Here is a 20,185-nt window from a genome sequence, read left to right as displayed (position 1 = left end):
CGAGCGTGCCCCCCGCGGAGCCCGCGCCCCTGTCGCGCACCGCGCCTCCGATGCCGGGCGGGGCGCTGCACGAGCAGGACTGGCAGTCGCTCACCTTCCTGCACTGGCGGGTCGAGCCCGCGGTCGTCGCACCGTATCTTCCTCCGGGCACCCGACCCGACGTGTTCGACGGGTCGGCGTGGGTCGGGCTCATCCCGTTCCGGCTCGCGAACGCGACGGCTCCCGTGTTCCGCCCGCTCGGCCCCATCCCGTACGCCGGAACCTTCCCCGAGATCAACGTCAGGCTGTACTCGGTCGACGAGACCGGCCGCCGGGGTGTCGTGTTCAGCTCGCTCGAGTCGTCGCGGCTCGCCGCGGTGACCGCGGCGCACGTCTTGTTCGGACTGCCCTACCGCTGGGCGCGCATGTCGATCTCGACCTCCGCATCCGGTGTCATCAGCTACCGCTCGGAGCGTCGGGGCGCTCACGGCTTCGGCGGACGCACCGGCCCGCACTCGCGCATCGACGTGCAGCCCCTCGACACCGACCTCTCGCACGACCCGCTCGCGGTCTTCCTCACCGCCCGGTGGGGCCTCCACATCGCCCGCCGCGGCCGCACGCTCTTCATCCCCAACCAGCACGACCCGTGGGAGGTGCGCGCCGCCCGCCTCGACTTCCTCGACGACGAGCTGCTCGCCGCCGCGGGCTTCCCCCGCCTCGCCTCCCGCGCCCCCGACTCCGTGCTCTTCTCCCCGGGCGTGCACACGGCCTTCGGCCGCGCCTACCCCGCTCTCGGCTGACCCGTTTCCCCGGTCCGTGCAGTTTCTCGCGGACAAAGTCCGTCCAAACCTCCGTTATCACGGACTTTGTCCGCAAGAACGTGCGGGTGGGGTCGCGGGGGATACTTGACGGGTGACTTCCCCCACCCCCTCGCTCGGTCTGCTGCTCGATGTCGATGGGCCGCTTGCCAGTCCGGTGACCAGGTCGCTGGCGATCCCGTCGATCGCCGAAGACCTCGTGGTGCTCGCCAATGCGGGTGTGCCGGTGGTGTTCAACACGGGGCGCTCCGACGGCTTCCTCGTCGACGAGGTGGTCGGGCCGCTGCTCTCCGAAGGGCTCGAGGCGGGTGCCCGGGTGTACGGCGTCTGCGAGAAGGGTGCGACTTGGTTCCCCATCACCTCTGCAGGAGCGGGCGAGCTCGTCGTCGACAGCTCGCTGGTCTTGCCGACCGAGCTTCGTGACGCCGTGCGAGCGCTCGTGAGCGAACGCTTCGACGACGTCGTGTTCTTCGACGAGACCAAGCGCACCGGTTTCGCCGTCGAGCAGCACCTCGACGTCGACTCCCTCGAGTATCTCGCGCGCCAGGACGAGATCGACCGCGCCCTCCTCGATCTGTGCACAGCGGATGGAGACGGCGCCGTGTGGAGAACCGAGCGCCGCCCGGCTGCCGACGGCAGCACCCGCTATCGGCTCGACCCGTCGATCATCTCGACCGACATCGAGGACGTGCGGGTGGGCAAGGCTTTGGGCGCGGAACGCGGCCTCGCCCTCATCGCTGCCGACGGACCGCTGCCCAAGGTGTGGCGCACCGCCGGCGACTCGCGGGGTGACTACGCCATGGCCGATTGGCTGTTCGAGCACGCGTACGAGGTCGCGCACGTCGACGTGCGCCCTGCCGAAGGCGTTCCCGACAAGCCGTACCCGGTGCTCACCGCGCCGGACGACCTCGTGAACGACGCTGCCGGCGCCCTCTTCCTCCGCCGTTGGGTCGCCGACGTCGTGACCGCCGGCGCGTAGCGCCCGGCCCTGGTCTGTCGACCCCGGGGGCATGGCCCGCCCGGGTTCGCCTGGGCCCGCCTAGCGAGCGCGGCGGATGGGGGCGGCGCGGCCACCCACGACGCGCAGCAGCTCGGCGGGTGCGAGCTCGACGTCGAATCCGCGACGCCCGCCCGACACGAGGATGGTGTCGAACGCGAGCGCGCTCTCGTCGAGCACCGTCGCGACCGGCGTCTTCTGCCCGATCGGACTGATGCCCCCCACCACGTACCCGCTCTTGCGCTCGGCGAGCGCCCGATCGGCCATCGCCGCCTTCTTCGCACCCAGCTCGGCCGCGAGAGCCTTCAGGTCGAGCTGGTCGCTCACGGGCACGATGCCGACCCCGAGTCCCGCATCCGTCTCGACCATGAGCGTCTTGAACACCCGCTCGGCGGGCAGCCCCAGTTCGCGCACCGCCTCGGCGCCGAAGTCGGTGACGGAGTCGTCGTGCACGTAGGTGTGAGCCGTGAACGACACGCCCGCCGCCGCGAGCACCACGGTGGCCGCCGTGGTCGGCCCGCCACCGGCCGAGGCGCCGCGGCCGGCCCGCGCGCTCCGCGCCGCTCCCGCCTGACTCTTCTTCGCCATCGCTCCGTACCCCGGCCCTCAGTCGACCGAGCCGTCGAGCCGCAAGGCCTCGCTGAGGAAGGCGCTCACCTCGACGAGCTCCTCCCGTGAGATCGAGTGGGCGATGCCCGGGTACAGGCGCGCGGTCACGTCGAAGTGCCCCGGCACGAACTCCTCGGTGCGGGCGATCGCCGCCGCGTCGATGATCGGATCGGCCGCATCGCGCCCCCAGAACAGCGGCGGCCGCCTTTCGGTAAGCACCTCATCGCCTCCGACGGGGCCGTGAGCGCTCGCCCCCGACAGATTGACCGCGGCGGCCAAGCGGTGGGGCGCGGCGCGCATCAGCTCGACCGACATCATGCCGCCCTGCGAGAAGCCGAGCGCGGCGATCGCGGGTGGCGCCCCGAAGCGGCCTTCGGCGCGGCCGAGCCACGCGATGACAGCGGCGACGGCGTCGTCGACGGATGCGCGTTCTGGCCCGTGCGCACCGCTCGCGGTGAACCAGGTGAAGCCTCCCATCCCGTAGGGGGCCCCCGACAGCGGTGCGCGCAGCGATGCGTACACGCAGCCGGCAGGGAGGAAGGGGAACAGCTGAGCGAGGTCGTTCTCGTGCGAACCCCGCCCGTGCATCACGACGACGAGGGGCTGCTCGGCGAGGCGCTCCGAGATCTCCTCCGTCGCCACCGACCAGACCACGGCGTCGTCGTCGATGGTGACCTGGTCGTCGTTCGCGTTCATGTGCCGAATCTAACATCGGGCACCGACACCCACGGGCCGTCGCGCGTGCCCGCGGGCCGACCCACGGGAGGCAGACCCTGGTGGCGCGGCGGGGCGGCGGGTAGTCTCCCGGCATGGAGCATCCGAAGCTCTTCGCCGAGTCAGATCCCGTGGTCGGGCGCCTGCGCGAGCTCTGCGCGGGCTACCCCGAGTGCGTCGAGGTCGAGTCGTGGGGGCGCCCCACCTTCCGAGCGGGCAAGAAGATCTTCGCGTTCGCCGGTGCGACGATGCACCGGCCGAGTTCGGTGGTCTTCAAACCCGATCCCGAGGAGCACCCCGCCCTGCTCGAACGCGACGACGTCTTCGTGCCGCCCTACTTCGGCCCCTCGGGGTGGCTCGCCCTCGACATCACCCCCGTCACCGACTGGACCTTCGTCGCCGAGCTCGTCGACACCTCCTACCGCCAGGTCGCACTGAAGCGTCAGCTCGCCGCCCTCGACGCCGACCCGGTGACCTGAGCGCTCCGATCATCCGGTCCGCTGCGTCCCGCGCCACGCGTCGCACCCCCCCTCGCGCCGCTCGACCCCGTGAACGCGCCGCGCGCGCCTACGTCTGGCACCGCGGGCACCAGTACGTCACCCGCTCCGACAGCTCGTTCGCCCCGAGCGCCCCACGACGGATGCGCGTTCCGCACCGCAGGCACGGCCGCCCCTCGCGCCCGTACACCCAGGTCTGCCGCCCCGGCCGGGTGTCGCCCGTCGTGGTGCGCTCCACCCGATCGCGGTTCGCGGTGATGAGCCGGTGCCCGAGCTCGACGATCGACGCCAGGTCTCCCGACTCCGCCACGGGGCGCTGCGGCAGCAGCCCGCGCAGGAAGCACAGCTCGTTCACGAACACGTTGCCGAGCCCGGCGAGATTGCGCTGGTCGAGCAGCGCCACGTCGATCTCGCGCTCCCCGTCTTCACCCAGCCGCCGTGCGGCCTCGGTCACCGACGAGGCGTCCCAGCCGGGGCCGAGCAGGTCGGGCCCGAGGTACCCCACGACCTCGTCCTCCCGGTCGCGCTCCACCACCTCGAGCGTTCCGAGGTCGAACCCCACGGTCACCCACTCGGCGTTCTCGAGCACGGCCCGCGCCTGGAAGGCCGGGCGTCGCCACCTCGTGCCGTGCCGGTACACGTGCCACGACCCCTCCATCTTGAGGTGGCTGTGGATGCTGTACCCGCCCACTCGCGTGAGCAGATGCTTCCCCATCGACACCACCTCGTCGACGGTCTCCCCGCTCAGGTCGACGGATGCGTACTTCGGCACCCGCAGATCGCACACGGTGAGAACGCGGCCGGCCAGCGCTGCATTCAGGTGCACGGCCGTGCGGTAGACGGTGTCGCCCTCAGGCACGGAGCCTCAATCCTCTCGGGGTGCCCGTGAACCCGGCAGCCTCGAGGGCGCCGCCGACCGCGGTGCCGAGCACGAAGTCGCCGTTCACGCGCTCGACGGCGAGCTTGTCGACCCGCCCGCCGGTGACCGCGGCGGCCACGGAGTCGGCGGCGAGGCGCAGTGCCTCGGCGTCGTCGCCGAAGGCTAGTGCACTCTTGCCGCCCCGCTCGAGGTAGAGCACGAGCGCTCCGTCGACGAGCGCGACGAGGGCGCCGGCCTTGCGGCCGGGCTTGTGCCCTTCGACCGCGGGCCAGGGGAGCGCCGCACCATAGGGATTGGCCGGGTCGGTCGCGGCGAGGGTGAGTGCCACGGGAGGCCGGTCTCGCCCGCTGTCGCGACCGAGTGCATCCGGGGCGAACCCGCGGAGCCGGTCGACGGTGCCTCCGGTGGCGAACTGTGCGGCGCCCAGGGTCTCGACGAAGTACCCGCGACGGCACCGGCCGCTCTCCTCGAAGCGGCTGAGAACTCGGTACATCAGCGCGAAGCCACCCGGCACGCGCTCGCTCACGACCGACCCGCGGGTGACGACGCCGTAGCGGTCGAGCAGCATCTCGGCCGTCGCGTGTGCGCGCAGCGTCGCGTCGTCGTTCGGCTCGGGCAGGAGCGACCACCGCCCGCCCGCCGTCGGCGGCCCCACCCTCGTCTGCATCGACGCGCGGGTGATGGCGCGCCCCCGGTACATGCGCGAGCGTGGTGCAGAGCGCTTCGTGCTGTGCGAGGCCTTGCCCGAACCGGTGAGCGTGCGCAGCGGTGCGACGGTGTCGTTGGTCACGCGCCCCGCCCACACCAAGTCCCAGATGGCGGTGACGATCTCGGCGTCGCCCGACGGATGCACGGGGTCGGTCTGCTCGGCCCCCACGGCCTCCTCGGCCAGCACCCGGGCCACCTCATCGGCCAGTGGACGGAAGAAGTAGGCGCCGCCCCGGCCGAGCACCCGCAGCACGGCCCGGTGCAGCGGGGTCTCGTCGAACTCATCGGGAGGAGCCGACGACAGCGGGAGGGTGTCGAGGGTGTGGAACGCCACCCAGCCGTCGCTGCCCGGCAGGCTGCCCCGGCCCGACCACATCACCTCGCCCGAGGCGGTGAGCTCGTCGAGCATCGCGGGGGAGTAGTCGCGCACGCGCGCCGGAAGCACGAGGTTCTCCCACGCCGACGCGGGAACAGGCACCCCGGCGAGCTGCTCGATCACCGTGAGCACGCCGTCGACTCCGCGCAGCGAGCCGCCCACGTGCTGCCAGGCCGGCAGGAACCGCCCGAGCGTCGTCGGCTCGACGGGTTCGACCTCGTGCCGCAACGCCGCCAACGAGCGGCTTCGCAGGCGGCGGAGCACTTCGGCGTCGCACCACTCCGTGGCACCGGCCTGACCGAGCCGTTCGGCGTCGGCGGCCTGGCCGGTCGGCCGGAACTCCCCCTCGACGACGCGGCGGTCGGCCGAGAGGCGCCGCAGCGCATCCGTCACCACGGCGACCCCGAGCCCGTACCTCGCCGCGACCTCACCGACGAGGAAGGGGCCGTGGGTGCGGGCGTACCGGCTCACCAGGTCGAGCACGGGCTGCTCGACGGGGGCGATGAAGGCGTCGGGCACCCCGAACGGCACGGGAACTCCCAGGGCGTCGCGCAGTCGCCCGGCGTCTTCGATCGCCGCCCAGCGCTCCTCGCCCGCGATGCTCACGCGCAGTGCGCGCTTGGCGTCGAGCAGCCCGTCGAGGGCCGCGCCGACGTCGAGCTCGTCGACCGACCGGGCGCGCACCTCGGCCGCCGACAGCGGGCCCAGCACGCGCAGCAGGTCGGCGACACCCTCGAGATCGCGGGCGCGGCGGTCGGGGGCGAGCCGCTGCAGTTCGCGCTGCGTGTCGTCGATGACGCCGGGGTCGAGCAGCTCCCTCAGCTCGGCGCGGCCGAGCAGCTCGGAGAGCAGGCTCGGGTCGAGCGAGAGTGCGGCGGCCCGCCGTTCGGCGAGCGGCGAGTCGCCCTCGTACACGAACGAGGCGACGTAGCCGAAGAGCAGCGACTTCGCGAACGGCGACGCCTCGGCGGTCTCGATCTCGACGACACGGATGCGCCTTGCCTCGAGATCGCGGGCGATGCGAAGCAGCGACGGCAGATCGTAGACGTCCTGGAGGCATTCACGCACGGTCTCGAGCACGATCGGGAAGGTGGGGTACTTGCGGGCCACCTCGAGGAGCTGGGCCGAACGCTGCCGCTGCTGCCACAGGGGCGACCGCCGGCCCGGATTCTGGCGCGGCAGCAGCAACGCGCGCGCCGCGTTCTCGCGGAACCTCGACGCGAACAGGGCCGAACCGCCCACCTCGTCGGTGACGATCTGCTCGAGCTCGGGCGCCTCGAACAGGAAGAGATCGGCCGAGGGCGGATCGCTCTCGGTGTCGGGAAGCCGCACGACGATGCCGTCGTCGCTCGCGACCGCGTTGGCGTCGACGCCGAAGCGCTCACGGATGCGCGCGTTGATGGCGAGAGCCCAGGGTGAGTGCACCTGCATGCCGAACGGGGAATGCAGCACCACCCGCCAGTCGCCGAGCTCGTCGCGGAAGCGCTCCACCACGAGGGTGCGGTCGCTCGGCACGTGCCTGGTGGCCTCGCGCTGCTCGGAGATGAAGGTGATGAGGTTCGCCGAGGCCCACTCGTCGAGCCCGGCTCTGTCGGTGAGCACTCGCGCCTCGGCGGGGTCGGCAGCGGCGACCGTGCGCGTGAACTCACCGATGGCGGCGCCGAGCTCGGCCGGCCTGCCGATTCCCTCCCCGCGCCAGAACGGCAGCCTCCCCGGTTGCCCGAAGGCGGGAAGCACGAGAACCCGGTCGTGGGTGATCTCCTGGATACGCCAGCTCGTCGCGCCAAGCGCGAACACATCGCCCACGCGCGATTCGTAGACCATCTCCTCGTCGAGCTCGCCGACCCTACGGCCGGGAGCAGACCGGGCCGAGCCGGTGGCGGGGTCGGCGTCTTTCGGCTCGCCGCCGACCATGAACACGCCGAACAGCCCGCGGTCGGGAATGGTGCCGCCGCTCGTCACAGCGAGCCGCTGGGCGCCGGGCCGGCCGGTGAGCGTTCCCGCATCCCTGTCCCATACCAGTCGCGGCCGGAGTTCGGCGAACTCGTCGGAGGGATAGAGGCCTGAAAGCAGGTCGAGGGTGGCGTCGAAAGCCGATCGCGGTAGAGCGGCGAAGGATGCGCTGCGCCGTACGACGTCGAACCACTCCTCGACGTCGATCGGTTCGAGAGCGCAGGCAGCCACGGTCTGCTGGGCGAGGATGTCGAGGGGGTTCGCGGGGAGGGCGATGGTCTCGATGAGGCCCTCGGTCATTCGGGTGGAGACGACCGCCGAGTGCACGAGGTCGGCCCGGTGCTTCGGGTAGAGCAGCCCCTTCGACACCTCGCCGACCTGGTGGCCCGCGCGACCGACCCGCTGCAGGCCGCTCGCCACCGAGGGAGGCGCCTCGACCTGGATGACGAGGTCGACGGCGCCCATGTCGATGCCGAGCTCGAGGCTCGACGTCGCCACGACGCAGCGGAGCCTGCCGGTCTTCAGGTCGTCCTCGATGACGGCCCGCTGCTCCTTGCTCACCGAGCCGTGGTGGGCTCGCGCAAGGATCGGGCCGTCGTCGCCGTCGGCGGAGAACTGGCCGGCACCGCTGGTCTGTCCCGACCCGCCCATCACCTGCGCCGGCGCGGACCGGCTCGGAGGGGCGGCGCGATTCGCGGAGACCGCGCGGCCGCCTTGCGCCGCCGAGATCGCGACCACACCCGACCCGCTCGATGAACCCGGCCCCTCCGACGACCCCGCCGCATCCTCCCGCCGCACCGGCAGTACCACCACCTCGGGCGACTCCCCGTCGGGCCCCGCCCACCCCATCCGCTCGGCGTAGATCTCGTTGAGTCGCGCGGTGAGGCGCTCGGCAAGCCGCCTGGAGTTCGCGAACACGATGGAGGAGCGGTGCTCCAGGATGCGGTCGACGATGTCTTCTTCGACGTGCGGCCAGATCGACCCCTGCTCCGGCGCCGTCGACGACGCGGCCGAGCCCTCGCGGAGCCCCGGCTCTTTCGGGGGGATCTGAGCCATGTCTTCGACCGGAACGACGACCCGCAGATCGAACCTCTTGGTCGACGGGGGAGCGACGATCGACACCGACCGGCCACCCGCGAGGAACCGCGCGACCTCCTCGCGGGGCCGCACGGTGGCCGAGAGCCCGATGCGCTGGGCGGGTTTCGGCAGCAGGGTGTCGAGACGGTCGAGGCTGACCGCGAGATGGGCGCCCCGTTTCGTGGCGGCGACGGCGTGCACTTCGTCGACGATGACCGTCGTCACCTCGCTGAGCGACTCCCGGGCGGCCGAGGTGAGCATGAGGAAGAGCGACTCGGGAGTGGTGATGAGGATGTCGGGCGGGTTCTTCGACATCGACCTGCGCTCGGGTGCGGGTGTGTCTCCCGACCGCACCCCCACGGTGACGACCGGGGGCTCCGTGCCGAGGCGTTTCGCGGTCTGGGTGATTCCGACCAGGGGCGAGCGCAGGTTGCGCTCCACGTCGACCGCAAGGGCCTTCAGAGGTGACACGTACAGCACCGAGGTCTTGCGCGCGGTCCCTGGCTCGATGGTTCTGGTGAGCCGGTCGATGGCCCAGAGGAACGCGGCGAGGGTCTTGCCCGAACCCGTCGGCGCCACCACGAGCGCGTGGTCGCCGCCCGACACGGCCTCCCACGCCCCGGTCTGCGCGGAGGTGGGCGCGCTGAAGGCACCCAGGAACCACTCGCGGGTCGCGGGGGAGAATCTGTCGAGCACGTCGCTCATGTCCTCATCTTCGCCCAGACCCCCGACATCCGCCCGTCTGCCGCCGTCCACAGCGTCGGCCTCGGCAACACGTTCTCCACAGCCCCGCGGCACGCGCGGAGAAGGATGCTCGCAGCAGGTAAGAATGGACTATGACCGTGCGAACCCCCGATCCGAACTCCGGCTGGCTGAGCGACGGCGAGCTCGCCGAGATCCGTCGGCGGCTGCCGTTGCTCTACGTCGAGGCCGTCCCGGTTCGGGTCGACGGCCTCGGCCAGGTGGTCGAGGTCGGCGTTCTGCTTCGGGTGGGTGCGAGCGGCACCATCGCCCGCACCCTGGTCTCCGGTCGCGTCATGTACGGCGAGACGCTCCGCGACGCACTGTTCCGCCACCTCGAGAAAGACCTCGGGCCGATGGCCTTCCCGCAGCTGCCGGCGAGCCCGGTTCCGTTCCAGGTGGCCGAGTACTTCCCGCTTCCCGGCGTCTCCCCGTACTACGACGAGCGCCAGCACGCGGTCTCGCTGGCCTACGTGGTTCCGGTCACCGGCACCTGCGAGCCGCGGCAGGATGCTCTGGAGCTCACCTGGATGACACCGCAGGAGGCGGCATCCGACTCGGTCTCGGAGGAGATGGAGGGCGGACGCGGGGGCCTGCTCCGCGCCGCCCTGGCCTCGGTGGGCCGGCTTCACTGATGAGGCCGGGCCCGACGACAGCCATGAGCAGACCCGGCACGAGCTGACCGAACGCACACGAGGGACGAGACGAGACGAGCACGTGCCCGACGACTACGACCACCTGCAGTTCACCGACGCCGCCGCCTGGGAACGCTGGCTCGAAGAGCACGCCGAGACGGTCTCGGGAGTGCGCCTGCGCATCGCCAAGAAGAACAGCGAGCACGCCACGGTGAGCTACGCCGAGGCGCTCGACGTCGCCCTGTGCCACGGGTGGATCGACGGTCGCCGCAACGCGCTCGACGACGACTTCTTCCTCCAGACCTTCACCCCGAGGCGCGCGAAGAGCCTCTGGTCGCAGGTCAACCGCGACAAGGTCGCAGCCCTCATCGAGGCCGGTCGTATGCGGGAGGGCGGGCACCGCGAGATCGACAGGGCCAAGGCCGACGGCCGGTGGGATGCCGCGTACGCCTCACAGAAGTCGATCGAGGTTCCCGACGACCTCGCTGCGGCGCTCGCCGCCGAGCCCGCCGCGGCCGCCGCGTTCGCCGGCCTCAGCGGGCAGAACCGTTATGCCATCCTCTTCCGCCTCCACAACGCCAAGCGTGCCGAGACCCGAGCTCGCAACCTCGCGAAATTCGTCGACATGCTCGCCCGCGGCGAGACCTTCTACCCTCAGTCACCCCGCGCCGACTGAGCAGGTGGCTCGGCGGCCCCGCGCATCCTGAGACGACGAAGGCCCGCCCCCTGAGGGACGGGCCTTCGCCGATCAGTTGTTCGGATGCGCGTCAGCGCGAGCGACGCCGCCCACCGTTCGAACCGGCCGAGAACGATGCTGCCGACTGGCGCGCGCGCCCGCCGTTGCCGCCTTGGCCGTGTGCATCGCCACGACGCGCGCCGCCATCGGCACCGCCGCCGGAGCCGCCGCCGGGGCGGTCGGTCGAGGTGCTGTAGAACGAGCGGCTGCCGCCCGAGGCCGATCCGGCGTCGCCGCCGCGACCGCGCCCGCGACCTCCGCCACCCGCGGCCCCGCCGCCGGCGTTGCCTGCGCCGCCGTTGCGGGTGCGACTGCGACCGCCGTTGCCGCCACCCGACCCGTCACCCGAGCCACCAGCGCCGACGCCCGCACCACCGCGGCGGGCGCGCTTGCGCTGCGCGTTCGCACCCTGCGACCCGCCCGACGAGACGCCGTCGTTCCCGGTGCGTCGCTGACCGGAGGCCGGCAACTGGTTCGTGGTGCGCGGGGCGGGCTTCACGTACGCCGCGACATCGCCCACGAGCGCGTCGACCGAGGCGGACTCCGCCGACGCGGGAACGACCTCGGGCGTCACGGTGATCGCCGCCTTGCGCAGCAGGTCCTTCACGTCTCTGCGCTGCGCGGGCAGCATGATCGTGACCACATCGCCCTCCGACCCCGCCCGGGCGGTGCGGCCCGAACGGTGCAGGTACGCCTTGTGCTCCGCCGGCGGGTCGACGTGGATGACGAGCTCGATGTCGTCGACGTGAACACCGCGGGCTGCGACATCCGTCGCCACCAGAACGCGCACGTCACCGGCGCTGAACGCCGCGAGGTTGCGGTCGCGGGCCACCTGCGAGAGGTTGCCGTGCAGGTCGACGGCCGGGATCCCCGACTCGGTGAGCTGCTTCGCGAGCTTCTTCGCGTGGTGCTTGGTGCGCATGAACAGGATGCGGCGCCCGGTTCCCGACGCCAGCTTGTTCACCAGAACCCGCTTCGACTCGACCGACTCGGTCTCGAAGACGTGGTGGGTCATGGCAGCGACGGGCGAGTTCGCCTCGTCGACCGAGTGCAGCACCTCGTTGTGGAGGAATCGCTTGACCAGCTTGTCCACGCCGTTGTCGAGAGTCGCCGAGAACAGCAGGCGCTGCCCGGTCGACGGGGTCTTGTCGAGGATGCGCGTGACGACCGGCAGGAAGCCCAGGTCGGCCATGTGGTCGGCCTCGTCGAGCACCGTGATCTCGACGGCGTCGAGCGAGACGAAGCCCTGCTTCATGAGGTCTTCGAGTCGCCCGGGGCAGGCGACGACGATGTCGACGCCGGCCTTGAGGGCCGTGACCTGGCGCGACTGCGAGACTCCGCCGAAGATGGTCGTGGTCTTCATCCCGTAGGCGTGGGCGAGCGGTGCCAGGGTGGCGTCGATCTGGGTGGCGAGCTCGCGGGTCGGGGCGAGGATGAGGCCGACGGGGCGGCCGGGCCGGCGGGCGCCGCCCGCGAGGGGGCCGGCGAGGCGGGCGACCATGGGGATGGAGAAGGCGAGGGTCTTGCCCGAGCCGGTCTTGCCGCGGCCGAGCACGTCGCGGCCGTTCAGGGTGTCGGGCAGGGTGTCGACCTGGATGGGGAAAGGCTCCGTCTTGCCCTGTGCGGTCAGCACCGAGACGAGGGGAGCGGGCACGCCGAGCGCGCCGAAGGTGGTGTCGTTCTGAGACAAGGTGTTCTGTGCCTTTCCGGCAGTTCGTCCGGGCAGGCGCGATGACTCGCAGCCCGTCCGGAAGGATGGCGAACGCACCGACGGTGCATCCGTTCGCCGCAAGAAGTATCTGCAAGTGATGCAGCCGGGTCGGCCGAGTCGTGGCCCGCGGTGCTGCGATCAGTGTGAAGAGGGAGCGTTCTTTCGACGCACGGGGCTCACTCTCGAGCCCTCGATCCCCTCAAGTCTAGCGCACAGCTCGTGAGTCACCTGGATGGTGCCCGTACGACTCGCCCACAGGCACCTCGACGGGGAGGCGGTTGCCGGGTTGGGCGAGGGGGCAGGCCCAGGCGGGGTCGTAGGCGCACGACGGGTTGTAGGCGAAGTTGAAGTCGAGAACCAGGCGGGAGGTGTGCCCGCCCGGCTCGAGCTCGGGCTGGAGGCTCGCGCCCTTGATGGTGTCGACGAGGTAGCGACCGGCGCCGTAGGTGCCGCCCGGGCGGTCGGCCAGAGCATCCTTCACAGGAACGAACAGGCCTCCGCCGTAGGAGGCGAGCCGCCACACGTCGAGCTCGCCCACGCCGTCGATGCGGGCCACACCGAGGAGTTCGAACGGCACCACGCCGTCGGTGCCCGTCTCGAACTCGAACGAACGCGGGCGCGGGTCGTCGGCCTCGGGCTCGGCGATCTCGGCGATGAACCGCCATGCCGGGTCGTAGGGCGCGACCGGCAGGCCCGCGAAGCCGGGCCGGTCTTCGGGCAACAGGGGAGTGGCCGGATGCTCGGCGAACAGCTCGTCACGCCCCCGGCGCCACAGGTCGTGGGCCGCCATGATGTCGCCGTCCGCGGTGAGCTCGCGCACGCGGGCGTAGATGCCGAACACCCGCAACCGCCAGTCGGCGGTCGCGAGCGCCGTCGCGGCGGGGCGGTTCACGAGGCGGGCCCTGTCGCGTCGCCACCGGCAGCAGCCGTCTCGTCCGCATCCGCCTCACCCGCATCCGTCGCCGCCGGCGGGTCGAACGCCCAGGTCGGCGCCAGCTGCTGCAGCCGGTGGCCCCGCCACTGCCAGAACGCCCACAGCCCGTACCACGCCGCCGGCGTGAGCAGCCCGGCATGCACCTCGAGCTTGTCGCGGTAGAGCGTGCGCCCGGTGCCGGCCGGGTCGGGCGCCACGGCCATCTTGTGATCCCACATCGACAGGACCGCGACGGCTCCGCGCACTCCGACGCCAGAGTCGTGGACGATGCGCGTCGATCCGTGCTCGGCCGTGCGGAACGACAGGTTGATGAGCTGCTGCCCGATGGGAACGATGCCGGCTCCCCGCATCTCGACCGGATGCACACCCTCCGTCCACACGGTCGGGAACCCGTCGACGGTGAGCGACTCGATCTCCACCAGCGGGCTCGACACCTCTCTGAACACCGCGGGGCTCCGCAATGCACGCCACGCGGCATCCGGGCCGCAGTCGAGGATGAGCTTCAGCATCACGCGCATCTTCCCAGTCTCGCGGGGGCACGCGCGGCGTCCAACCCCCGCTCGCCTTAAACTCGACGGATGCCCAGCCAGCTCCCCGAGACCGCCCTGCCCCAGTCGCGCTACCAGGTGCGCCTCCACCTCGGAGTGACGTCGACGGGTCTCGCCGAGCTGGCGGCGCAGGCAGACCACCTGCTCGTCGTCGACGCGCTCGACGACGGCGAGTTCTCCTCCCATCCCGAGGCGGCACGGATGCTCGCCGAACGCCCCGCCGTCGGCTTCCGCACACGCACGGCCGCGGCACGCACGGTGCTCGCGGTGCAGGGGGAGCGAGGCGAGCGGGTCTTCGTCGACCTCGTCACACCGGCCCGCCCTGACGGACGATTCGCCGTCGAGGACTTCCTGGCAGCGGGCTCCGTCGTCGACGCGCTCGCCGAACTCGGGATCGACTACTCGTCTCCCGAGGCGGCGGCGGCGTGCGCCTCCTTCGTGTCGCTGCGCCGCGCCGTCGCACACCTCGTCAGCGCATCCGAGGCCGGTCTCACCTGGGTGGCCGCCGGGCGTTCCGACGAGCTCGCCGAACTCTGCCGGATCGACGCCGACGAGGCGTAGCGTGGTGGTGACACAGGAGGTCACACCATGAAGGCAGTTCTGGGCGGCGTCGTCGTCGCCGAAGCACCGAAGGAAGATCTGATCGCCATCGAGGGCAACTGGTATTTCCCGCCGTCGAGCGTCGACTCGTCGCTGCTCGTCGCGAGCGACACCCCCTACACCTGCCCGTGGAAGGGTGAGTGCCAGTACTTCGACGTGAAGATCGACGACGAGGTGCTCCACGACCGTGCCTGGAGCTACCCGCAGCCGTACCCCACCGCCTTCGACCGAGTCGGCAAGGACTTCAGCGGCTATGTCGCCTTCTGGAAGGAAGTCCAGGTCACCGACTGAACCGGGTCGATGAGTACGAAGTACTCATCACAGGCACGCCTCTCCCGCGAATAACGTGGCCTCACCGCTCACCCGGCGGGCCCCATCGTTCGACTCGAGGAGATCAGCGTGCGTTCCGTGTACGACCCCGATGCCCCCGCCCTCACGCGCCGGCACTTCGGTCTGCTCGCCGTGGGCGCTGCTGCTGCTGTCGTCTCAGCGGGTGTTCCGCTCGAGTCGAAGGCGGCGGGGGCCCTCGAGGTCGGCGGGGGAGGGTTCGCCTCGTGGCATGAGTACACGACTCCGACTGCCGGATTCGCACCCGGCTTCGTCACTGTCGATGCGGGAGATCGCGTCTGGTACGACGACGGCTGGGGCAACCACATCGTCTCGTTCCCCTCTTCGGCACCCGCTTCGTTCGTGGAGTACGACCTCGGTCCGGGGCGGCCGGGTGTCTCGCGCCTCGTTCCCGCTCCCGACGGCACCGTCTGGTTCAACGACATCTCGAACGGCGGAATGGGCAAGCTCGATCCGGCTTCCGGCGCTGTCACGGCATTTCCCTTCAGCGGCCGCTTCGACTGGGGAAGCTCGCCGGTCGTGGGTGCAGACGGGGCGATCTGGTTCGGCTGGGATGCGGCGGGCGGCCTCGGTCGTCTGGCCCTCGATGGCTCCATCACCTCGTTCCCCGTACATCCGGGCTCCGGCTTCTACCACCTCGTGGCCGGCGACGACGGCCGCATCTGGTTCACCGTCGACGGCTACGGCTCGATCGGCGCCCTCGACATCGTCACAGGGGCCACCGAGATGTTTCCGGTAGGCCCCGGCAACTTCTCCGGCATCGCGAAGGTCGCCGACGGGTCGCTCTGGGTGGCTCGACCGAATCTTCTCCAGAAGGTCTCGTTGAGCGGTTCGGTGGTCGCTGTCGCACCCATCATCGAGCCACCGTTCGTCTACACCGAGCCGTCCTCGCTCTGTGCCGGCAGCGACTACGAGCTGTACTTCGTCGCCGGGGCGCACGGCATGGGCCGCATCGAGCCCGACGGCTCGGTCGCGTTCTTCGCTCCCCCGTTCACCGGGGCATCGGTCGGGTGTCTTGCCGTCACCTCGACCAACTCGCTCTGGTACACCGATCTCGGGCGCCACACGATCGGCAACATCTGATGCTGCTGCGCGCCTCCGCCCCACACACCCCCTACGAGTCCCCCTACCGCCCGTGGTTCGTCCCGTAGGCCCATAGACCGCAGCCCGCCGTGGATCGTCCCCCCGCGAACCGCGGTGGGCTGCACTTCACCAACCCGGCGCCGCCCGCCGGGGGCGCCGGACGCCGTAGGCGATCGCCGAGCCCCGACGAGTGCGCCGGTTCGCGCCCGTCCCCGTCCGACGGCACTCTCGTCCCCCAAGCCCGGAGCTGAGCCTGGGGCCCCGACTGCAGCCCGCCGCGCCGCTCGTTCCCCCACGAACGCGGCGGGCTGCACCCACCCCCACCACCCACCCTCGACGCGGGCCAGCCGCGGCCCTCACCCGCGGCATGCTGCACCGCGCGATGATCGCCTCGTGCCTCGTGCCTCGTGCCTCGTGCCTCGTGCCTCGTGCCTCGTGCCTCGTGCCTTGCGACCCGCGCGTCGTCAGCGCGCGGCGCGGTGCACAGCGCGGCGCGCGGCGGCGACGTCGCGGCGGGTCCACTCGATCACATGGGCCGAGCTGAAACCGCGAGCACACACGCTGCACGAGACGCGGTTCGTGGGGCGGCGGTGCCTGAAGTACTCGTGCCCCGCAGGGCATCGCCCGATCCACGGCGCCAGTTCGTCGGCTCGCTCGCCGTCGTGAAGGCGCGAGCCCTCGTAACCGATCTCGCGGGCCACCGCCACCCACCGCGGCCCGTGCGCTGCCGCGGGCCCGGCGAGCGCATGCGCCACTTCGTGCAACAAGATCTGGTGGATCTCGTCGTCCTCATACCGCGCCGCGAGGTACCGCGACACCGTGATGCGATGGGCGGTGTAGTTGCACTGGCCCGCGCGGGTCTTGGCGTTGTCGAACCCGAACGACCACACCCGGGCGTCGAGATGCAGCGCGATGAGTGCGTTCGCCCAGCGCGTCACCCGCTGCAGATCGGCCATCGGTCGACCGCGTTCAGCTGGGCGACTGCCCGAGCGACGACGTGCCGATCGATCGCTGGTCGGCCGAAGCGGGCTCCGCAGCCGGTGAGGCCGAACCCGCCGAGGTGCCCGCCGACGGCGCCGACAGTTCCGGCGACGGGGCCGTGCCGCCGAGCAGCGACTCCACGACGGCCACGGCGACGAGCGACGCCTCGAGCTGGTCGATCGACGCCCCGAGGCGCTCCATGAGGAACACCGACGACTTGAAGTCGGCGAGCGCCGCCTCGTACTCACGCGTCTCGAAGTACACCTTGCCGCGACTGAGCGTCGCTGCCGCCTCGAGCGCACCCCACTCGTGGGTCTGCGCTTCTTCGACGCAGAGCCCGAGTTCCTGCAGCGCCGCCGGGTACTTGCCCTGGTACTGCTGCACCTGTGCGCGACGGATGCGCGCCCCCAGAGCCATCTCCCGGTCACCTGAGAAGCGTGCCTGTCGTACCGCCTCGTTGGCGATCACCCAGGCGTCGTCTAGGCGACCGGCGAGCCGCAGCAGCACGACCTTCTCGTTGAGGGCGGAGAGGCTGCGCAGCTGACCGAGTTCGTCGAGCCGCTCGGCGACAGCGCGGGAGTCGACCTTCTCGCGGAGGGTCGTCATGTCGTATCCGGTGATGATGCTCAGTTCGTGCTCCTGGTGCCTCTGGACCGCGCCGGCTGAGTCGCTCCGCCCACGCGGGGTCCGATCCCGTCTCCGTCAAGGGTACGACGATGCCCCCGGATGAGGGCCGCGCCGAGCCGTGCCGTCCGAATCCGCCCTGGAAAGCGCGTCCCGCAGCCGCGACGTCGCATCCGGCCGCTCACCCCAGCGGCGCCAGCTCCACCTGGTACATCACGTCGTCCCCGGCGCGGGGATCGCCCCGCCCGTCAGTGTTGTTCGTGATGAGGTAGAGCGTCGATCCGGGCCCGCGCACCACGTCGCGGATGCGCCCCAGCTGCCCCGCGTAGTGCTCGTTCACCCGCCCGTCGAATTGGATGCTCCACAGCCGCTCCCCGCCGAGCGCCGCCATGAAGACGGTGTCGCCCACCACGGCGATGCCCGACGGCGACGCGTCGTCGGTCGCCCACTGCTGCACGGGGTCGACGAACGCCGGGTCTCCGGCGATCCCCTCGACCACAGGCCACCCGTAGTTCGCGCCCGGGGTGATGATGTTGAGCTCGTCCCACGTGTTCTGCCCGAACTCGGCCGCCCACATGGTGCCGTCGGCGGCCCAGCCGATACCTTGCGGATTGCGGTGCCCGAGCGAGTAGACCGGCGAACCGGGGAACGGGTTGTCGGCGGGGACGGCCCCGTCGGGCGTGACTCGCAGGATCTTGCCGCCCAGCGAGTCGAGCGTCTGCGCGTTCGCCCCCGAGCTGGCGTCGCCGGCCGTGACGTACACCATGCCGTCGGGCCCGAACGCGATGCGTCCGCCGTTGTGGTTCGACGCCTTGGGCAGACCGGTGAGCACGGGTTCCGGCGCCCCCAGGGTGCGGGCTCCGGATGTGCCGCCGAGCTGCATACGCACCACCCGGTTGTCGGATGCCGCGGTGTGCATCGCGTAGAGCCAGTTCCCGGATGCTCCCTCGAGCACGGCGAGCCCCATCAGTCCGCCTTCTCCTGCGGCCTGCACCCCCTCCACCGTCGTCACGGGCACCGCCTGGCCGCCGACGATCTCGACGATCCGTGCGTCGTCGCGTTCGCTCACCAGCACCGATCCGTCGGCAAGGGTGGCGATCGACCAGGGGGTGGGAAGGTTCGACGCGATCGGGGTCGGCTCGCCCGCGGGCACGAGGGGCCCGAGGTCCTCCGCGGCGGGCGTCGGCGTCGAGGTCGGCGCGGGCGAGGGAGTCGCGGTCACGGACGGAATCGGCGTGGCGGCAGTCGGTGTCGCCGTGGACCGCGTGGTCGTGTCGTCGCCCGCCCCGCATCCGGCCAGCAGCGTCGCCGACAAGGCCGCGGCGGCGACCGACATCGTGCGCATCGCCGTCTTCGTCAGTCGTGGTGCCGTCTGCATGTCCGCTCCCGTCCGTCGCCCCACGACCACCCTGCCCCCGGCCCGTGTGAACCGCCTCCGAGTGCACGACGCACTAATGCCCCTGAGCCCGCGACACGACGCCGCCCCCCGAGCCCGCGACACGACGCCGCCCCCACCAGCGCACAAGGCGATGCCGCCGCGAGCGCACGACGCCGCCTCCGCTACTCCGCGGCCCGCCGATCCACCGCGAACACGCTCCGCGCCGGCGCGGGCGACCTGGTCGCCGTCTGATCCGTGGCCACCGCCGCGCCCGCGATGAAGTTCTCGAGCTCCCGCCCCGTCACGAGCTTGGCCGCCACGGGGTCTCCGGCCAGGAGCCGCGGCATCGTGTCGAACGGCAGCTCGCTCGCCGAGGCGAAGGCGACGACGTTCCCGAACCGCTTGGCCTTCAGCATCTGAGGGTCGGCGGCCACCGCGACGGAGGGGAACACGTGGGCCAGCGTCGCGGCCTGACTGCGTGCGAACGCGAGTCCGGCGCCGTCGGCGACGTTCACGGCGACCAGGCCGTGCGGCGCCAGCACCCCGGCGACGGCGCGGTAGAACTCCGCGCTCGTCACATGCGCGGGCGTGCGCGCTCCGGCGAACACGTCGACGACCACCAGGTCGACGGCCCCGAGTATGCCGGTGGGAAGCTTCTCGAGCACCTCTCGAGCGTCCCCGTGACGCACTCTGATGGAGGCGCTCCGCGGCAACGGCAGCTCCCGCCGCACGAACTCCACCAGTCCGCTGTCGATCTCCACCACCTGCTGCCGCGACCCGGGCCGTGTCGCCTCCACGTAGCGGGGCAGGGTGAACGCGCCACCGCCGAGGTGCACAGCCGTGATCGCTTCGCCCGCGGGTGCGAGCAGATCGATGCCGTGGCCGATGCGCCTCACGTACTCGAACGAGAGGTAGGTGGGGTCGTCGAGGTCGACGTGCGACTGGGGCGTTCCGTCGACGATGAGCACCTGCGAACCCGCACGGAAGCGGTCGGGCTCGATGGTGGCGAGCATCCCGTCGCTCAACCGGGCCGACGGATGCTCGACCCGCGTGCCTCGCCTGTCGCGTTCCCGTGCCATCAGCGCGTTATACCTGAGAATTCCGGAGCGGTCAAGAATTGGACTGGACAGGCGTGTCGAGAGCGCCTATAGTTGTTCTTTGCGCTCCCAGAACAACTATGCCTTCATATTGCGGTCGGCATCTGCGCCGGGGTTTCTCACCCTACCGCGCAGCAACACTCTAGAACCATATTGCGGGT

At 71.4% G+C, this 20,185-nt stretch carries 19 protein-coding genes; 8 read left to right on the top strand and 11 right to left on the bottom strand.

Annotation, left to right across the window (positions count from 1 at the left end; genetic code table 11):
• Positions 1-5: 5 nt before the first annotated feature.
• On the top strand, positions 6-779 hold the full coding sequence (locus tag ABFY20_RS16770) for a YqjF family protein (RefSeq protein ID WP_368497344.1): 774 nt from the start codon (positions 6-8) through the stop codon (positions 777-779).
• Between the two features lie 112 nt (positions 780-891).
• Positions 892-1,776: a hypothetical protein gene (locus ABFY20_RS16765; protein ID WP_368497343.1), complete on the top strand. Its 885-nt coding sequence runs from the start codon at positions 892-894 to the stop codon at positions 1,774-1,776.
• A 60-nt stretch (positions 1,777-1,836) separates the two neighbouring features.
• On the opposite strand, the gene ybaK is transcribed toward ABFY20_RS16765, so the two are convergent.
• On the bottom strand, positions 1,837-2,382 hold the full coding sequence (gene ybaK, locus ABFY20_RS16760) for a Cys-tRNA(Pro) deacylase (protein ID WP_368497342.1): 546 nt from the start codon (positions 2,380-2,382) through the stop codon (positions 1,837-1,839).
• Positions 2,383-2,400: 18 nt separating this feature from the next.
• Positions 2,401-3,099 carry an alpha/beta hydrolase gene (locus tag ABFY20_RS16755; RefSeq protein WP_368497340.1) on the bottom strand — a complete coding sequence of 233 codons (699 nt, stop codon included), beginning with the start codon at positions 3,097-3,099 and terminating at the stop codon, positions 2,401-2,403.
• Positions 3,100-3,212: 113 nt separating this feature from the next.
• Here ABFY20_RS16755 and ABFY20_RS16750 point away from each other — a divergent pair, with 113 nt between their 5' ends.
• Positions 3,213-3,596, top strand: a complete 384-nt coding sequence (locus tag ABFY20_RS16750) for an MmcQ/YjbR family DNA-binding protein (RefSeq protein ID WP_368497339.1) — start codon at positions 3,213-3,215, stop codon at positions 3,594-3,596.
• A gap of 88 nt (positions 3,597-3,684) precedes the next feature.
• Here the strand turns inward: ABFY20_RS16750 and ABFY20_RS16745 are convergent, their stop codons facing one another.
• Both ABFY20_RS16745 and ABFY20_RS16740 read right to left on the bottom strand, forming a co-directional pair.
• Entirely contained in the window at positions 3,685-4,473 is a 789-nt protein-coding gene (locus ABFY20_RS16745) for a DNA-formamidopyrimidine glycosylase family protein (protein WP_368497338.1), read from the bottom strand.
• On the bottom strand, positions 4,466-9,313 hold the full coding sequence (locus ABFY20_RS16740) for a DEAD/DEAH box helicase (protein ID WP_368497337.1): 4,848 nt from the start codon (positions 9,311-9,313) through the stop codon (positions 4,466-4,468). The genes ABFY20_RS16745 and ABFY20_RS16740 overlap by 8 nt, the downstream gene beginning before the upstream one ends.
• 131 nt (positions 9,314-9,444) lie before the next feature.
• Here ABFY20_RS16740 and ABFY20_RS16735 point away from each other — a divergent pair, with 131 nt between their 5' ends.
• Both ABFY20_RS16735 and ABFY20_RS16730 read left to right on the top strand, forming a co-directional pair.
• On the top strand, positions 9,445-9,984 hold the full coding sequence (locus ABFY20_RS16735; protein WP_171703585.1) for an NUDIX hydrolase family protein: 540 nt from the start codon (positions 9,445-9,447) through the stop codon (positions 9,982-9,984).
• 82 nt (positions 9,985-10,066) lie between these two features.
• A complete protein-coding gene (locus ABFY20_RS16730) occupies positions 10,067-10,660 on the top strand; it encodes a YdeI family protein (protein WP_368497336.1) in 594 nt (197 codons plus the stop codon).
• Between the two features lie 91 nt (positions 10,661-10,751).
• On the opposite strand, the gene ABFY20_RS16725 is transcribed toward ABFY20_RS16730, so the two are convergent.
• From ABFY20_RS16725 to ABFY20_RS16715, 3 genes are all read right to left on the bottom strand, one after another.
• Positions 10,752-12,410, bottom strand: coding sequence for a DEAD/DEAH box helicase (locus ABFY20_RS16725; RefSeq protein WP_368497335.1), 1,659 nt, complete (start codon positions 12,408-12,410; stop codon positions 10,752-10,754).
• A gap of 226 nt (positions 12,411-12,636) precedes the next feature.
• The gene (locus tag ABFY20_RS16720; protein ID WP_368497334.1) at positions 12,637-13,323 is read right to left on the bottom strand and encodes a DUF1684 domain-containing protein; all 687 of its coding nucleotides are present in this window, start codon (positions 13,321-13,323) and stop codon (positions 12,637-12,639) included.
• Positions 13,320-13,883: a hypothetical protein gene (locus tag ABFY20_RS16715; protein WP_368497333.1), complete on the bottom strand. Its 564-nt coding sequence runs from the start codon at positions 13,881-13,883 to the stop codon at positions 13,320-13,322. Before ABFY20_RS16715 ends, ABFY20_RS16720 begins: the two co-directional genes overlap by 4 nt.
• Before the next feature lie 60 nt (positions 13,884-13,943).
• On the opposite strand from ABFY20_RS16715, the gene ABFY20_RS16710 reads away from it, so the two are divergent.
• The 3 genes from ABFY20_RS16710 (at position 13,944) to ABFY20_RS16700 (ending at position 15,944) form a co-directional block, all read left to right on the top strand.
• Entirely contained in the window at positions 13,944-14,474 is a 531-nt protein-coding gene (locus tag ABFY20_RS16710) for a hypothetical protein (RefSeq protein ID WP_368497332.1), read from the top strand.
• Positions 14,475-14,501: 27 nt separating this feature from the next.
• A complete protein-coding gene (locus ABFY20_RS16705; protein ID WP_368497331.1) occupies positions 14,502-14,804 on the top strand; it encodes a DUF427 domain-containing protein in 303 nt (100 codons plus the stop codon).
• Between the two features lie 108 nt (positions 14,805-14,912).
• On the top strand, positions 14,913-15,944 hold the full coding sequence (locus ABFY20_RS16700) for a hypothetical protein (protein WP_368497330.1): 1,032 nt from the start codon (positions 14,913-14,915) through the stop codon (positions 15,942-15,944).
• Positions 15,945-16,408: 464 nt separating this feature from the next.
• On the opposite strand, the gene ABFY20_RS16695 is transcribed toward ABFY20_RS16700, so the two are convergent.
• The 4 genes from ABFY20_RS16695 to ABFY20_RS16680 all read right to left on the bottom strand — a co-directional run bounded on the left by ABFY20_RS16695 (position 16,409) and on the right by ABFY20_RS16680 (position 20,006).
• On the bottom strand, positions 16,409-16,900 hold the full coding sequence (locus ABFY20_RS16695) for a SprT-like domain-containing protein (RefSeq protein ID WP_368497329.1): 492 nt from the start codon (positions 16,898-16,900) through the stop codon (positions 16,409-16,411).
• Between the two features lie 13 nt (positions 16,901-16,913).
• On the bottom strand, positions 16,914-17,531 hold the full coding sequence (locus tag ABFY20_RS16690) for a hypothetical protein (RefSeq protein WP_368497328.1): 618 nt from the start codon (positions 17,529-17,531) through the stop codon (positions 16,914-16,916).
• A 199-nt stretch (positions 17,532-17,730) separates the two neighbouring features.
• Positions 17,731-18,927: a sorbosone dehydrogenase family protein gene (locus ABFY20_RS16685; RefSeq protein WP_368497327.1), complete on the bottom strand. Its 1,197-nt coding sequence runs from the start codon at positions 18,925-18,927 to the stop codon at positions 17,731-17,733.
• Between the two features lie 182 nt (positions 18,928-19,109).
• Complete coding sequence (locus ABFY20_RS16680) at positions 19,110-20,006, bottom strand: spermidine synthase (protein WP_368497326.1); 897 nt, start codon at positions 20,004-20,006, stop codon at positions 19,110-19,112.
• Between the last annotated feature and the right edge of the window lie 179 nt (positions 20,007-20,185).

The organism is Herbiconiux sp. A18JL235 (assembly GCF_040939305.1).
Taxonomy (GTDB): Bacteria; Actinomycetota; Actinomycetes; order Actinomycetales; family Microbacteriaceae; genus Herbiconiux.
This window is presented reverse-complemented; position numbering and strand designations above follow the sequence as displayed.